General features: G+C 67.3%; 14 protein-coding genes. 6 read left to right on the forward strand and 8 right to left on the reverse strand.

The window, feature by feature from the left end:
• The first annotated feature begins 55 nt into the window (after positions 1 to 55).
• The gene (locus ACP7AI_RS15435; RefSeq protein WP_426169196.1) at positions 56 to 601 is read left to right on the forward strand and encodes a gluconokinase; all 546 of its coding nucleotides are present in this window, start codon (positions 56 to 58) and stop codon (positions 599 to 601) included.
• Here the strand turns inward: ACP7AI_RS15435 and ACP7AI_RS15440 are convergent.
• Positions 564 to 2,102 (reverse strand): 2-isopropylmalate synthase, encoded by a 1,539-nt coding sequence (locus ACP7AI_RS15440; RefSeq protein ID WP_426169198.1) that lies wholly within the window; start codon positions 2,100 to 2,102, stop codon positions 564 to 566. The genes ACP7AI_RS15435 and ACP7AI_RS15440 overlap by 38 nt on opposite strands.
• A gap of 240 nt (positions 2,103 to 2,342) precedes the next feature.
• On the opposite strand from ACP7AI_RS15440, the gene ACP7AI_RS15445 reads away from it, so the two are divergent.
• On the forward strand, positions 2,343 to 2,777 hold the full coding sequence (locus ACP7AI_RS15445) for a YHS domain-containing (seleno)protein (RefSeq protein WP_426169201.1): 435 nt from the start codon (positions 2,343 to 2,345) through the stop codon (positions 2,775 to 2,777).
• On the opposite strand, the gene ACP7AI_RS15450 is transcribed toward ACP7AI_RS15445, so the two are convergent.
• Complete coding sequence (locus tag ACP7AI_RS15450) at positions 2,761 to 3,546, reverse strand: glycosyltransferase family 2 protein (protein WP_426169204.1); 786 nt, start codon at positions 3,544 to 3,546, stop codon at positions 2,761 to 2,763. The genes ACP7AI_RS15445 and ACP7AI_RS15450 overlap by 17 nt on opposite strands.
• A gap of 166 nt (positions 3,547 to 3,712) precedes the next feature.
• Here ACP7AI_RS15450 and ACP7AI_RS15455 point away from each other — a divergent pair, with 166 nt between their 5' ends.
• The 3 genes from ACP7AI_RS15455 to ACP7AI_RS15465 all read left to right on the forward strand — a co-directional run bounded on the left by ACP7AI_RS15455 (position 3,713) and on the right by ACP7AI_RS15465 (position 5,504).
• Complete coding sequence (locus ACP7AI_RS15455) at positions 3,713 to 4,174, forward strand: DUF2721 domain-containing protein (RefSeq protein ID WP_426169207.1); 462 nt, start codon at positions 3,713 to 3,715, stop codon at positions 4,172 to 4,174.
• Positions 4,175 to 4,192: 18 nt separating this feature from the next.
• Positions 4,193 to 4,630, forward strand: coding sequence for a YHS domain-containing (seleno)protein (locus tag ACP7AI_RS15460; RefSeq protein ID WP_426169210.1), 438 nt, complete (start codon positions 4,193 to 4,195; stop codon positions 4,628 to 4,630).
• Between the two features lie 169 nt (positions 4,631 to 4,799).
• A complete protein-coding gene (locus ACP7AI_RS15465; RefSeq protein ID WP_426169213.1) occupies positions 4,800 to 5,504 on the forward strand; it encodes a PEPxxWA-CTERM sorting domain-containing protein in 705 nt (234 codons plus the stop codon).
• 72 nt (positions 5,505 to 5,576) lie between these two features.
• Here the strand turns inward: ACP7AI_RS15465 and ilvC are convergent, their stop codons facing one another.
• From ilvC to miaA, 6 genes are all read right to left on the reverse strand, one after another.
• Positions 5,577 to 6,596, reverse strand: a complete 1,020-nt coding sequence (gene ilvC, locus ACP7AI_RS15470; protein ID WP_426169216.1) for a ketol-acid reductoisomerase — start codon at positions 6,594 to 6,596, stop codon at positions 5,577 to 5,579.
• Positions 6,597 to 6,704: 108 nt separating this feature from the next.
• On the reverse strand, positions 6,705 to 7,214 hold the full coding sequence (gene ilvN / locus ACP7AI_RS15475) for an acetolactate synthase small subunit (protein WP_426169219.1): 510 nt from the start codon (positions 7,212 to 7,214) through the stop codon (positions 6,705 to 6,707).
• Positions 7,211 to 8,962 (reverse strand): acetolactate synthase 3 large subunit, encoded by a 1,752-nt coding sequence (locus ACP7AI_RS15480; protein ID WP_426169221.1) that lies wholly within the window; start codon positions 8,960 to 8,962, stop codon positions 7,211 to 7,213. The genes ilvN and ACP7AI_RS15480 overlap by 4 nt, the downstream gene beginning before the upstream one ends.
• Before the next feature lie 116 nt (positions 8,963 to 9,078).
• Positions 9,079 to 10,050 (reverse strand): SGNH/GDSL hydrolase family protein, encoded by a 972-nt coding sequence (locus ACP7AI_RS15485; protein ID WP_426169224.1) that lies wholly within the window; start codon positions 10,048 to 10,050, stop codon positions 9,079 to 9,081.
• Between the two features lie 100 nt (positions 10,051 to 10,150).
• A complete protein-coding gene (locus tag ACP7AI_RS15490; RefSeq protein WP_426169226.1) occupies positions 10,151 to 10,834 on the reverse strand; it encodes a PEPxxWA-CTERM sorting domain-containing protein in 684 nt (227 codons plus the stop codon).
• A 138-nt stretch (positions 10,835 to 10,972) separates the two neighbouring features.
• Positions 10,973 to 11,881 carry a tRNA (adenosine(37)-N6)-dimethylallyltransferase MiaA gene (gene miaA, locus ACP7AI_RS15495; RefSeq protein WP_426169229.1) on the reverse strand — a complete coding sequence of 303 codons (909 nt, stop codon included), beginning with the start codon at positions 11,879 to 11,881 and terminating at the stop codon, positions 10,973 to 10,975.
• Between miaA and serB the strand changes: the two genes are divergently transcribed.
• The gene (serB, locus tag ACP7AI_RS15500; RefSeq protein WP_426169232.1) at positions 11,862 to 12,758 is read left to right on the forward strand and encodes a phosphoserine phosphatase SerB; all 897 of its coding nucleotides are present in this window, start codon (positions 11,862 to 11,864) and stop codon (positions 12,756 to 12,758) included. The two genes, miaA and serB, sit on opposite strands and share 20 nt — an antisense overlap.

Genomic DNA, 12,758 nt, shown 5'->3' on the forward strand with positions numbered 1-12,758 from the left:
TGTCATGTCCGGTGACGGTCATTTCCTCGGGTCGGCGATCCCGCTATCCTGCGGCATGATCCTACCCCATTCGCTCGTCCTCTGCGGCGTAGCCGGCGCCGGCAAGACGCGGCTGGCGACCGCGCTGGCAAGGCAACTCGGCGTGCCGCTCCAGGAAGGCGACGACCTGCATCCGCCGGCCAATGTCGCCAGGATGGCGGCGGGCACGCCGCTCGACGACGCCGATCGCGCGCCCTGGCTCGACGCCATCGCCGCGGTGATCGCCGGCTGGCACGCCGCCGATACCCCCGGCATCGTCACCTGCTCGGCGCTGAAGCGCGCCTATCGCGATCGGCTTCGCGCGGCAGGGCCAATAGGCTTCGTCTTCCTTGCCATCGATGCCGACCTCGCCCGCGCCCGGCTCGGGGCGCGGGCGGGGCATTTCATGCCGGCGACGCTGGTCGCCAGCCAGTTCGCGGCGCTGGAGGTGCCGGCGGCGGAAGCCGACGTCCTGACCCTGCCGGCCGACCTGGATACCGCGACGCAGGTCGCCGCGGTCCTGGCCGCGCTGGCCGACCCGCCGGTCAGCCCGTCGCCGCCAGCGCGTGGCGCCCGCGCTTGACGATCAGCTTGTTGAGCGCGTTCACATAGGCCCGGGCGCTGGCGACCAGCGTATCGGTATGCGCCCCGGACCCGCGCGCCGTGCGACCGTCTTCCGACAGCACCACCGACACTTCGGCCTGGGCATCGGTCCCCGCCGTCACCGCATGAACCTGATACAGCTGCAGCGTCGCGCCCTCGTGCGGCACCAGCTTCCGAACCGCATTGAACAGCGCATCGACGGGGCCATTACCACGCACCGCTGCCGTCGCTTCTTCGCCATCGATGCTGAGTGTCAGGATCGCCCGCTGCGGACCATTGCTGCCGCAATAAACCTCGACCTCGATGACCTGGATACGGTCATGGCCGCGCAGCACCTCGTCATCGACCAGCGCCACGATATCCTCGTCGAACACCTGCTTCTTGGCATCGGCCAGATCCTTGAAGCGCTTGAAGGCGTCGCCGAACTCGTTGTCGGACAGGTCATAGCCCATCTCCGCCAGCTTCTGCTTGAACGCCGCCCGGCCGCTATGCTTGCCCAGCACCAGGTTGGTCGCCCCCATGCCGACGCTTTCGGGCGTCATGATCTCATAGGTGCCGGCGTCCTTCAGCATGCCGTCCTGGTGGATGCCGCTTTCATGGGCAAAGGCGTTGGCGCCGACGATCGCCTTGTTGGCCTGCACCGCCATGCCGGTGATGCCGCTGACCAGCCGCGACGCCTTGGTGATCTCGGTCGTCACGATGCCGGTGCGCACCGGCAGCACGTCGTGGCGGACGCGGATCGCCATGGCGATTTCCTCCACCGCGGCATTGCCGGCGCGCTCGCCGATGCCGTTGACCGTCGCCTCGCACTGCCGCGCCCCGGCCATGATCGCCGCCAGCGTATTGGCCACCGCCAGCCCCAGGTCGTTATGGCAATGTGTCGAAAATATCGCCTTGTCCGAGTCCGCCACCCGGCCGATCACATCGCGGAACATCGCGCCATAGGTTTCGGGCGTCGCATAGCCGACGGTATCGGGCAGGTTGATCGTCGTTGCCCCCGCACGAATGGCGGTTTCGACGGCGCGGCACAGGAAATCCGGGTCGCTGCGCGTCGCGTCCTCCGCCGACCATTCGACGTCCCCGCACAGGTTGCGCGCCTGGCCGACCGAGGCGGCGATGGCCTCCAGGACCTCCGACGGCGTCTTGTTGAGCTTGGCGCGCATGTGCAGCGGCGATGTCGCGATGAAGGTGTGGATGCGCGGACGACGGGCATGGCGCACCGCCGCCCAGGCGCGATCGATATCGGCGACGGCGGCGCGCGCCAGGCTGGCGACGATCGCCGTCTCGCATTGCCTGGCCACCGCGGTCACCGCCTCGAAATCGCCCTCGCTGGCGATGGCGAACCCCGCCTCGATGACATCGACCCCCAGCGCCTCCAGCTGCGCCGCGACCTTCAGCTTTTCCTCGAGGTTCATCGAGCAGCCCGGCGATTGCTCGCCATCGCGCAGCGTCGTGTCGAAAATACGGATATGGTCGGTCATCATCATGTCTGCCTGTCTGAATTCGGGTTCCGGTCGGAAGGTCCCTCAGGCGCGGTGGCTCGCACAGGCGAGCAGGACGTCGCGCCTAAGGGCGCGTAAGTCGAAGCAGCAGGAGGCCGGACAGATGCATGCCGGTTTTATGCCTGTGCGATCGCCACCTGTCCAGCCCGCCGGCAATCCGCCTGTAACCTGGCGACGATCGGCGGCGAATGACCGGCTGCAGACGACAGGATGCCCGCCATGTTCCGCCCCGCCTTTGCTGCCCTCACCCTCCTCGCCCCTGCGCCCGTTGCCGCAGCACCGGTATGGACCGGGCTGCTCGGCACCTCGGCCGCAGTCGGCGGCTATGACAGCGTCAGCTATTTCGCCGGCCGGCCGGTCGAGGGCAGCGACAAGTTCACCACCGTCTACAAGGGCGCCACCTTCAAATTCGCCACCGCGCGGAACCTCGCCGCCTTCGAGGCCAATCCCGCCCGCTATGCCCCGCAATATGGCGGCCATTGCGCCTGGGCCGCCGCCAACAACTATCGCTTTGCCGGCGATCCCAAGGTCTGGAAGATCGTCGATGGCAAGCTCTACCTCAACTACAACCGCGACACCCAGGTGAAGTGGGAGAAGGACATCCCCGGCCTGGTCGCCAAGGGCGACATCAACTGGGTCAGCCTGGGGAAGTAGGGCTCCAGGCGCGCTGGCGCAGCACGGTGTCCTTCATGCCGCGCGCCGCCAGCCGCGGCCCCAGGAACCGATAGAAGAACCAGTCCTTCGCGACATAGGGCGTCGCGTGGTACAGCAGCCGTTCCGCCAGGGTCCAGCGCACCCCGCCGCGGTCGCTGCGCCTGTCGGAGGCCAGCACCCACAGCTCGGGGCTGCGGCCGAAGCGGCCCTGTTTGGCCATGCGGTGCACCAGCTCATGATCCTTCAGCACATAGGGCCATTGCCCCGGCGCATAGCCGCCTGCCGCGCGCAGTGCCGCCGTCCGGTACAGATGGGCATAGCCGCCGGCATAGGTCTGGCCGCGGGTCAGCCCCAGCAGCAGCAGGTCGCGCGCCTGCCGCGCCAGCCGTTCCTGCCACCCTTGCGGATCGCCGGCGCTGTCGTGCGCGAACACCGCCACCGTGTCGGGCGGTCCGGCCCGAAACGCCGCATCGGCCTTGGCGAGATAATCGGGTGGATAGATGGTGTCGGCATCGCCGATGGCGATAAATTCTGTCCGCACCGCCGCAATCCCCGCCGCCAGCGCATGGACCTGGCCCGGCTCGGGCTCGTCGATAACCTGGGTGAACACGCCCTTCTGCGTGGCCGCCCAGTCGCGCGCGATGGCGCCGCTGGCATCGGTGGAGCCATTGTCGACAAGCACAAGCCGGAACGGCCGCAGCGTCTGCGCCGCCAGCGACGCCAGCGTCGCGCCCAGGAAATCCGCCTCGTTGTAAAAGGCGATGACCATCGTCCAACCGGGGTGCAACGCCGGCGAGCGAGGTTTCGCCGCAACTTTATCGACCACTATGCCTTACACCTGTTCGCATCCGCAGCATTGCGCGCCGGGCCCGCCTGTGTGACGAAAGTCGCCCGACTAGAACAGCCCCAAGTGGGACCGCAACAGGTAGAACACCATGGTTTTCGGACCGGTCGACACGATCGCCGCCAGTATCCAGCTTGCCGTCACGCCGATCTTCCTGCTGACGGGCATCGGTTCGTTCCTCAACGTGCTCGTCCACCGGCTCAGCCGCGTCGTCGACCGCGCCCGCAAGCTCGAATCGGAGATACCGGGCTATCCGTCACCCCGCCGCGCCACCGCCATCGCCGAACTGGTGGCGCTCGATCGCCGGATGGCGTTGTCCAACTGGGCAATCGCGCTCTGCACCTCGTCGGCGCTGCTGGTCTGCATCGTCGTCGCCATCCTGTTCATCGGCGAACTGGTGCCGATGCGCTGGACGGGCAGCGTTGCCATCCTGTTCATCGCCGCCATGGCGCTGGTCATCATCGGGTTGCTCATGTTCCTGCTGGAAGTCCGCATTTCGCTGCGCTCGGTCCGCATTCGCGCCGCGGTCCTGACCGGCGAAGCTGTCGATTGATTGGAAAGGCCCTGCCCGATGTCGCGTCCCCTTCTCGCCGTCCTGCTCTGCCTCGCCGTCCCGCTGCCGGCCGCCGCACAGGGGCCGTCAGGCGCCGTGCAGCCCGCCGGCCCCGCCATCGGCGGCCATGACCCCGTCGCCTATTTCAGCGGCACCCCGGCGCTCGGCAGCGCCGATTTCACGACCGTCCACGCCGGCGCGACCTATCGCTTTGCCAGCGCCGCCAACCGCACCGCCTTCCTTGCCGATCCGCAACGCTATCTGCCGCAGTTCGGCGGCAATTGCGCCTGGGCCGCGTCGCAGGGCCGGCTGGCGAAACCCGATCCGAAAATCTGGCGCGTCGTCGGTGGCAAGCTCTACCTCAATTGCAGCCCGGAAGCGGAGGCGAAGTGGCTGGCCGATGTTCCGGGAAATATTTCCAGGGCCGAAGCATTCTGGGCGACGCAATCGAAGTAGCGCCGGCGACCGATCCTGATGCGCAACTGTCGGTCGATTTTACACCGGCGCCAGGGGCCGATTCGCCGCTGCATCGGATTCCAGCACCTTGCCGTTCGTTTCGCTCGTGGCATGAAAATTGCAACGCTGGCGGTGCCTCCATGTCGAGGCCTTGCGAAAGGGATGCGCCATGATCCGTTTCCTGCTTTCGGCCAGTGCCGCCGCCTTCATTGCCGGCCCGGCCCTGGCTGCCAACCTCCTTACCAACGGCGACTTCGAAACCGGTGACCTGTCGGGCTGGTCGCTGACGGTCAATCCATCGTCGTTCGGCACCGGCGGCATCTATGCCAATGGCGCCAACGCACCGACTTCGGGAAATTCGACTGCGACCAACCCGACCGGCGGCAGCTTTGTCTACCTGACCGGCCAGGGCGGTGCGGGCGCCTATGAGCTGCGCCAGGCCTTCACGCTGGCATCGGCGACGACGATCACCATCAAGTTCGACCATTTCGCCAACGACTACAGCGGCACCGTCTTTACCGGCAACGGGCTCGATCCGTTTCTTGGCGACCCGGTACAGCTGGCGCTGGTCGACCTCATCGACGCCTCGACGCCGTCATTCGGTACCGGCGGCGTGCTCCAGACGTTCTACAGCGGTGCCGACGCCGGCGCCAATCCGAACCCCTGGACCAGCTACAGCTTCACGACGACGCTGGCGGCCGGCAGCTATGCCATCCGCTTCGTCGAAGCCGACAATCAGCTGTTCTTCACCCAGGGTGTCGACAATGTCTTCGTCGGCAGCGCGGTCCCGGAAGCGGCCAGCTGGGCGATGCTGATCGCCGGCTTCGGCCTTGTCGGCGCTGCCATGCGCCGCCGGGTCGTCGCGGCCGCCTGAACCTCGCCTGCCGCCAATCAAAAGGGCCGCCGGATCGGATCCGGCGGCCCTTTCTCGTTGCGGTTCGTGCCTTCAGTTCTTCGCCTTGTCGACCAGCGCGTTCTTGCCGATCCACGGCATCATCGCCCGCAGCCGGGCGCCGACTTCCTCGATCGGATGCGCCTTGGCGGCGATGCGGCTGGCCTTCAGCTCGGGCTGGCCGGCGCGGTTGTCGAGGATGAAGTTCTTCACGAACCGCCCGCCCTGGATATCGGCGAGCACGCGCTTCATCTCGGCCTTGGTCTCCGACGTGATGATCCGCGGCCCGGTGGTGATGTCGCCATATTCGGCGGTGTTGCTGATCGAATAGCGCATGTTGGCGATGCCGCCCTCGTACATCAGGTCGACGATCAGCTTCACCTCGTGCAGGCACTCGAAATAGGCCATTTCGGGGGCATAGCCGGCCTCGGTCAGCGTCTCGAACCCGGCCTGGATGAGATGGGTCAGGCCGCCGCACAGCACCGCCTGCTCGCCGAACAGGTCGGTCTCGCACTCTTCCTTGAACGTCGTCTCGATGACGCCCGAACGGCCGCCGCCGATGGCGCTGGCATAGGACAGGGCGACGTCATGGGCATTGCCGCTGGCGTCCTGGTGGATGGCGATCAGGCAGGGCACGCCGCCGCCGCGGGCATATTCGCTGCGCACGGTATGGCCGGGGCCCTTGGGCGCGATCATGAACACATCGATGTCGGCGCGCGGCTCGATCAGCTGGAAATGCACGTTGAGGCCATGGGCAAAGGCCAGCGCCGCACCGGGCTTCATGTTGTCGCGCAGGTCGTCGGCATAGATGCCGGCCTGGTGCTCGTCGGGCGCCAGCACCATGATGACATCGGCCCAGGCCGCGGCTTCGGCGTTCGACAGCACCTTGAAGCCGGCAGATTCCGCCTTGGCCGCGGTCGCCGAACCCTTGCGCAGCGCGACAGCCACCTCGCCGACGCCCGAGTCGCGCAGATTTTGCGCATGGGCATGGCCCTGGCTGCCATAGCCGACGATCGCGACCTTCTTGCCCTTGATCAGGCCGACATCGGCATCGGCATCATAGTAAACGCGCATTTCGTGTCTCTTCCTGTTGTTTTTCGCCATCCCCGCGAAGGCGCGGATCCATCACCACAGCGCGCCGGCGATGGATCCGCGCCATCACGGGGATGACGATCGTGAAACTTAAACCGCGTCCGCCCCCCGGGCGATCGCCACCACCCCGGTCCGCGCCACCTCGACCAGCCCGACCTCGCGCATCAGCGCGATGAACTGGTCGACCTTCGACGTCGGCCCCGACACTTCGAACACGAACGACCCCGTCGTCGTATCGACCGGCCGCGCCCGGAAAATATCGGCAATGCGCAGCGCCTCGTCGCGCTGGGCGCCCTTGCCCGCCACCTTCACCAGCGCCATCTCGCGCTCGACATGCGGGCCCAGGGCCGTCAGGTCGAGCACCCGATGCACCGGCACCAGCCGGTCGAGCTGCGCGATGATCTGCTCGATCACCGGCGGCGGCCCGTTGGTGACGACGGTGATCCGCGACACCGCATGATCGCCCGACACATCCGCCACCGTCAGGCTGTCGATGTTGTAGCCGCGCGCCGAAAACAGCCCGACGATGCGGGCGAGGACGCCCGATTCATTGTCGACGAGGATGGAGAGCGTGTGCCGCTCGGAAGGAAGGTGCTTCACACCAGCGCCTTTGCATCTTCATCGCGCTCGCCCTGCGCATCGCGGGCATCCAATATCATGTCCGTATGCGCCGCTCCGCTTGGAATCATCGGGAAACAATTCGCCAGCTTCGACACCCGGCAATCGACCATCACCGGGCCGTCATGCGCCAGCATCGCGGCGATGCCGGCATCGAGCCCGTCGGCATCCTCGATCACGATGCCCTTCCAGCCATAGGCCTCCGCCAGCTTGACGAAATCGGGCAACGAATCCGAATAGCTTTCGCTGTACCGGCTGCCGTGGTTCAGCTCCTGCCACTGGCGGACCATGCCCATATATTCGTTGTTGATGATGAACACCTTCACCGGCAGGCGATATTGCGTCGCCGTGCCCAGCTCCTGGATGTTCATCTGGATGCTCGCTTCGCCGGCGATATCGATGACCAGCGCGCCCGGGTTGGCGATCTGCGCGCCGATCGCGGCGGGCAGGCCATAACCCATCGTCCCCAGCCCGCCGCTGGTCAGCCATTTGTTGGGCGCGTCAAAGCCGAAATGCTGCGCCGCCCACATCTGGTGCTGGCCGACCTCGGTGCTGATGATCGGCTTCTGGGCCCTGGTCATCTCGTACAGCCGCTTGATGGCGTGCTGGGGCAGCAAATCCTTGCCCTTTTGCGTGAAGCCGAAGCTGTCCCGCGCCCGCCAGCCGGCGATATCGTACCACCAGGGCTCCAGGTCCTGCGGCTTCAGCCCGCGCGACCGCCAGATCTTCAGCATGTCCTCCATGACACCGCCGACATCGCCGACGATGCCAAGGTCGACGCGCACCGTCTTGTTCATGCTCGACCGGTCGATATCGACATGGATCTTCTTCGAATTCGGCGAAAAGGCATCGAGCCGCCCCGTTACCCGGTCGTCGAAGCGGGCGCCGAGGCAGACCATCAGGTCGCAGCGGTTCATCGCCATGTTGGCTTCGTATGACCCATGCATCCCCAGCATGCCGAGGAACTGCGGATGCTCGTTGGGCATCGTCCCCAGCCCCATCAGCGTCGATGTCACCGGCGCACCGGTCAGCTTCGCCAGGTCGCGCAGCAACTGCGTCGCCACCGGCCCCGAATTGATGATGCCGCCGCCGGTGTAGAAGATCGGGCGCTCCGCCGCCGCCAGCATCTCCACCGCCGCCTCGATGCTGGCGCGGTCGCCCTTCACCTGCGGCTTGTAGGTCTTGTGGCCGATGCCGGCGCCGGGCTTGTCGTAGCGGGCGCGCATGATCTGCACGTCCTTGGGGATGTCGATCACCACCGGGCCCGGCCGGCCGGAGCGGGCGATGTAATGCGCCTCGTGCAGCACCGGGCCCAGCCGGGCGGTGTCCTTCACCAGGTAGTTATGCTTCGAACAATGGCGGGTGATGCCGATGGTGTCGCATTCCTGAAAGGCATCGGTGCCGATGAGATGCGTCGGCACCTGGCCGGTCAGCACCAGCAGCGGCACCGAATCCATCATCGCATCGGTGATGCCGGTCACGGCATTGGTGGCGCCCGGCCCGGACGTCACCAGCACGACGCCGACCTTGCCCGTCGACCGCGCGTAACCTTCGGCGGCATGCACCGCCGCCTGTTCGTGGCGGACGAGGATGTGGCGGATGCGCCCTTGCGCGAACAGCGCGTCATAGATCGGCAGCACCGCGCCACCGGGATAGCCGAACACGACCTCGACGCCCAGATCGGCCAATGCCTGCACGACGATGTCCGCGCCTGTCAGTTCCGCGCCCACGACTCAGCCCTTCGATGCCGTTGAAGGACTGCGACGTAGAAGCATCAAGTTGCGCTGTCAACCGGTTCTAGCGCAATAAAACAACAAAATAAACCTTCGACGCAGAATATTCTGCGTCAGGCGGCTGTCCGCAGCGCGGTGCGACGCCGCGCAAAAGCTCCGACAAGGCCGAAGCCGGCGATCATCTGCAGCCAGGTCCCGGGCTCGGGCACCGTCGGCAGCCCGGCCTGGATCAGCACCTCGCGGGCGATGGCCCGCTGGATCGGCGCCGTCACATGGATGCCGTCGAAGCTGAAATAGCCGGTGCAATCGATGCTGCCGTTGATCACCGGCCGTACCGCGATGCACGGCGTGGTGAAATCGACATCGGCGGTCAGTCCATAGGCCTGGGGTGTCGCCAGCACGCGGCCGAAGAAATCGAAGAAGTCGAAGCGTGTCAGGTCGGCGGTGAGAAACGGCGATATACTGTCGAGCCCGGCATCGAGCTGGGCCTGCAGCGCCACGCCCTCGGCCTCCGTGCCGTTGGGCACGCCGAGCACGATGATCCGGGTCGCGCCGCCGGCGTTGAGCCCGAGCACGGTATTGACGATATTGGCGGTGAACAGGTCGCCATATTGCGCGGCGGTCAGCCCATAGGTGTCGCCACGTTCGATGGCGCTGACATCGTTGTTGCCGAAATTGATGATGTAGAGGCCATCGGGGTCGACATAGCTGCCGAACACCGAGCCATAAAAGCCGAGCTGGCTGTTGAGCCCCGGGATGACGCCCGGGAACGGCGCCGCACTGGCATCGCCCGCCGCGCGCGCGCCGCCGACCGCGAAATTGGTGCCGCCGGCGAGGAAGGGCGTCGCATAGTCCCCGGTCAGGCGCTTCGAGATGATGTCGGCGAAGTTGTAGCCGTCGCCGAAGCGGCCCTGGAAATAGCCCTGCGCCGCATTGGCGGCGAGACCGCCGGTACCGATGTTGGCATTGCCCGAATCGACGAAGCTGTCGCCAAAGACATAGACCTGGCTTGGCAGGGCGGCCGCTGCCGGCATCAGGGGCGCCGTCGCCAGCACCGCCGCCATCACCCAATGCCCGATCGCCATCACCCTGCCCCCGTTGCCTGCCGCCGTCGTATCGGCGGCGCATCAGACAACGAAGCGGTTAAAATCCCGCTAAAGGCGCGGCGGTCGGCGCGAACACCATTCAGGCCGCGACGACCCCCTGCCGCCGCCGGGCGCTGAAACCGACAAGGCCGAAACCGACCAGCAACAGCGCCCAGGTCTGGGGTTCGGGAACGCCGGCGACGCGGATGACATAGACCTGGTCGATGGCGATATCCTTCGACGGCGCCAGGTTCGAATTGAACAGGAAATCGATCGCGTAATTGCCCGGGGTGGTCACCATGACCTGGCCGAGCCGCGTCACCCAGATGCCGCCCGGCGTGGCGTTGGTGATCGCGGTGGCAGCGACCGTGGTGCCGTTGAAGTTGGCGGCAAAGCTGGCATTGCCGGCATTGTTGAGGCCGTTGAAGGTCAGATAGCGGCTGAAACCGAACTCATAGGTGCCCGGCGCCAGGAACAGGGTCTGCGACAGTGCTTCGTTGGTCGCGAAGTCGCTGGCGAAATAGGCCGCCTTGCCGCCGACCGCGTCGGGGCTGGCGGTCACTGCATTGTTCGCTGCCACCGCCTCGCCGAAGGCACCGGTCGGATAGGCCGCGGCGACGCCATAGTTGATCACGACGGCCGGCGCATTCGACGGAATGTTGGTCCGGGTCCAGCCGGCGAAGCCGAGTTCGAAGCTGCCGTTGGCGACGAGGTTGGTCGCGGCGGCGGCCGGCACGGTACCGGCCGCAATGGCGACGACGGCAAGCAACAGTTTCTTGAACATGGTGGCGGACCTGTATGACTGCGGACATGTCCACCGTGCGCGGCGGACCTTGACCAACCCGCATGCATGGACCGTGCCAATATCTGCGGCTTCACGAATTCATGGGGTTAGGCCAGGCCTCGTTTCGACGGTGTAAATTTAACCAACAGTTAACCGTTCGGTCAGCCGAGCCGTGTCATGCGCCACGCGCGGCCAGTCGCCCGCCTGTGATCGCCCCCAGGTCAGTTGCCGTTTCTGATATTGTCGCGTCGCCGTCGTCGCCGCCGCGAGCGCCGCGTCGATCGTCATCGTGCCGTCCAGGACCGCCGCCAGCGGCGCGACGCCGAGCGCCCGCAGGATCGGCCGGTCGGCGGGCAGCCGCCGCGCCACCAGCGCCGCCACTTCGTCGATCGCGCCCGCCGCCACCATCGCGTCCAGCCGCGTCGCGGCGCGCGCCTGCAGCAGCGCGCGCGGGCAATCGACCATCCGCAGGTCGAGCGCATGCCGCCCGCGCAGCCCGCCCTCCCGCACCGCCTGCCAGTCGCGCAGCGAGCGCCCGGTTGCCCGCACCACCTCCAGCCCGCGCAGGATGCGCTGCCGATCGCCCGGCATCAGCCGCGCTGCCAGCGCCGGGTCCTCGGCCGCCAATGCCGCCGCCGCGTCCGCCGTCGGCAACGCCCGCACCGCCGCGCGCACCGCGGCATCGATTTCGGGCACCGGCGCGATGCCGTCGACCAGCGTCGTCAGGTACATCCCCGATCCACCGACGACGATCGGCACCCGCCCCACAGCCAGCACATCGGTGATCGCCGCCCTGGCCATAGCCGCCCAGCTGGCCGCGCTGGCGATCGCATCGCCATCGAGCACGCCGTACAGCAGATGCGGCACCAGCGCCTCGTCGGCCGCCGAGGGCCGGGCCGTCAGGATGCGCAGGTCGGCATAAAGCTGGCTGGCATCGCCGTTGATGATGGTGCCGCCGATGCGCCGCGCCAGGTCGATCGCCAGCGCCGACTTGCCGCTCGCCGTCGGCCCTGCGATGACCACCACCATGGATTCCGTTTCGCTCATTGTCACCCTTGTCGCCGAAGGCGCCTTGTCGTCCGGCGACGCCGCCACCGCAAGCGATGTGCTGCGCGCCGCCGGCGGGGAACCGGGGCTGGCCGAATGGATCGACACCGGCGACGCCATCGACGTGCACGTCACCGACATTGCGGCGCCGGCGGCCCGCGCCGCGCTGGAGGCGGCGCTACCCGGCCTCGACATCATCGTTCAGGCTGCACCTGATTCCGGCGACGCCCCCCGCCGCAAGGCGCTGATCATCGCCGACATGGATTCGACGATGATCACCGTCGAATGCATCGACGAACTCGCCGATTACGCCGGGCTGAAGGCCGAGGTCGCCGCCGTCACCGAGGCGGCGATGCGCGGCGAACTCGATTTCGAAGCCGCGCTCGACGCCCGGGTGGCGCTGTTGAAGGGCCTCGACGCCGCCGTCATCGACCGCTGCCGCGCCGAACGCGTGCGGCTGATGCCCGGCGCGCAGACCCTCGTTCGCACAATGGCCGCGCACGGCGCCCGGTCGATCCTGATCTCGGGCGGCTTCACCGCCTTTGCCCGGCCGGTGGCTGCCGAGATCGGCTTTGCCGAGGTCCATGCCAACACGCTGCTGGTCGTCGATGGCCGGCTGAGCGGGACGGTCGCCCGGCCGATCGTCGATGCCGCCGCCAAGCGCGCCCGGCTGTTGGGGGCCGGCATCGCCCTGCCGGCGACGCTGGCGGTCGGCGACGGCGCCAATGACATCCCGATGCTTGCCGCCGCGGGCTTGGGCATCGCCTATCACGCCAAGCCCAAGGCCGCCGCCGCCGCCGACGCGGCGGTGCGCATCGGCGACCTGACGGTGCTGCTGCGCGCCCAGGGCTATCGCCGCGCCGACTGGGCAGGATAG

Source organism: Sandarakinorhabdus sp. DWP1-3-1, assembly GCF_049896705.1.
Classification (GTDB): domain Bacteria; phylum Pseudomonadota; class Alphaproteobacteria; order Sphingomonadales; family Sphingomonadaceae; genus Sandarakinorhabdus.

What these genes read in the sequence shown, in the direction of transcription:
- ACP7AI_RS15445 (WP_426169201.1), top strand. Translation starts at nt 2,343, where the DNA reads ATGTTCCGCCCCGCCTTTGCTGCCCTCACCCTCCTCGCCCCTGCGCCC.
- ACP7AI_RS15465 (WP_426169213.1), top strand. Translation starts at nt 4,800, where the DNA reads ATGATCCGTTTCCTGCTTTCGGCCAGTGCCGCCGCCTTCATTGCCGGC.
- ilvC (WP_426169216.1), bottom strand. Translation starts at nt 6,596, where the DNA reads ATGCGCGTTTACTATGATGCCGATGCCGATGTCGGCCTGATCAAGGGC.
- miaA (WP_426169229.1), bottom strand. Translation starts at nt 11,881, where the DNA reads ATGAGCGAAACGGAATCCATGGTGGTGGTCATCGCAGGGCCGACGGCG.
- serB (WP_426169232.1), top strand. Translation starts at nt 11,862, where the DNA reads ATGGATTCCGTTTCGCTCATTGTCACCCTTGTCGCCGAAGGCGCCTTG.
- ACP7AI_RS15440 (WP_426169198.1), bottom strand. Translation starts at nt 2,102, where the DNA reads ATGACCGACCATATCCGTATTTTCGACACGACGCTGCGCGATGGCGAG.
- ACP7AI_RS15490 (WP_426169226.1), bottom strand. Translation starts at nt 10,834, where the DNA reads ATGTTCAAGAAACTGTTGCTTGCCGTCGTCGCCATTGCGGCCGGTACC.
- ACP7AI_RS15485 (WP_426169224.1), bottom strand. Translation starts at nt 10,050, where the DNA reads ATGGCGATCGGGCATTGGGTGATGGCGGCGGTGCTGGCGACGGCGCCC.
- ACP7AI_RS15460 (WP_426169210.1), top strand. Translation starts at nt 4,193, where the DNA reads ATGTCGCGTCCCCTTCTCGCCGTCCTGCTCTGCCTCGCCGTCCCGCTG.
- ACP7AI_RS15455 (WP_426169207.1), top strand. Translation starts at nt 3,713, where the DNA reads ATGGTTTTCGGACCGGTCGACACGATCGCCGCCAGTATCCAGCTTGCC.
- ACP7AI_RS15435 (WP_426169196.1), top strand. Translation starts at nt 56, where the DNA reads ATGATCCTACCCCATTCGCTCGTCCTCTGCGGCGTAGCCGGCGCCGGC.
- ACP7AI_RS15450 (WP_426169204.1), bottom strand. Translation starts at nt 3,546, where the DNA reads ATGGTCATCGCCTTTTACAACGAGGCGGATTTCCTGGGCGCGACGCTG.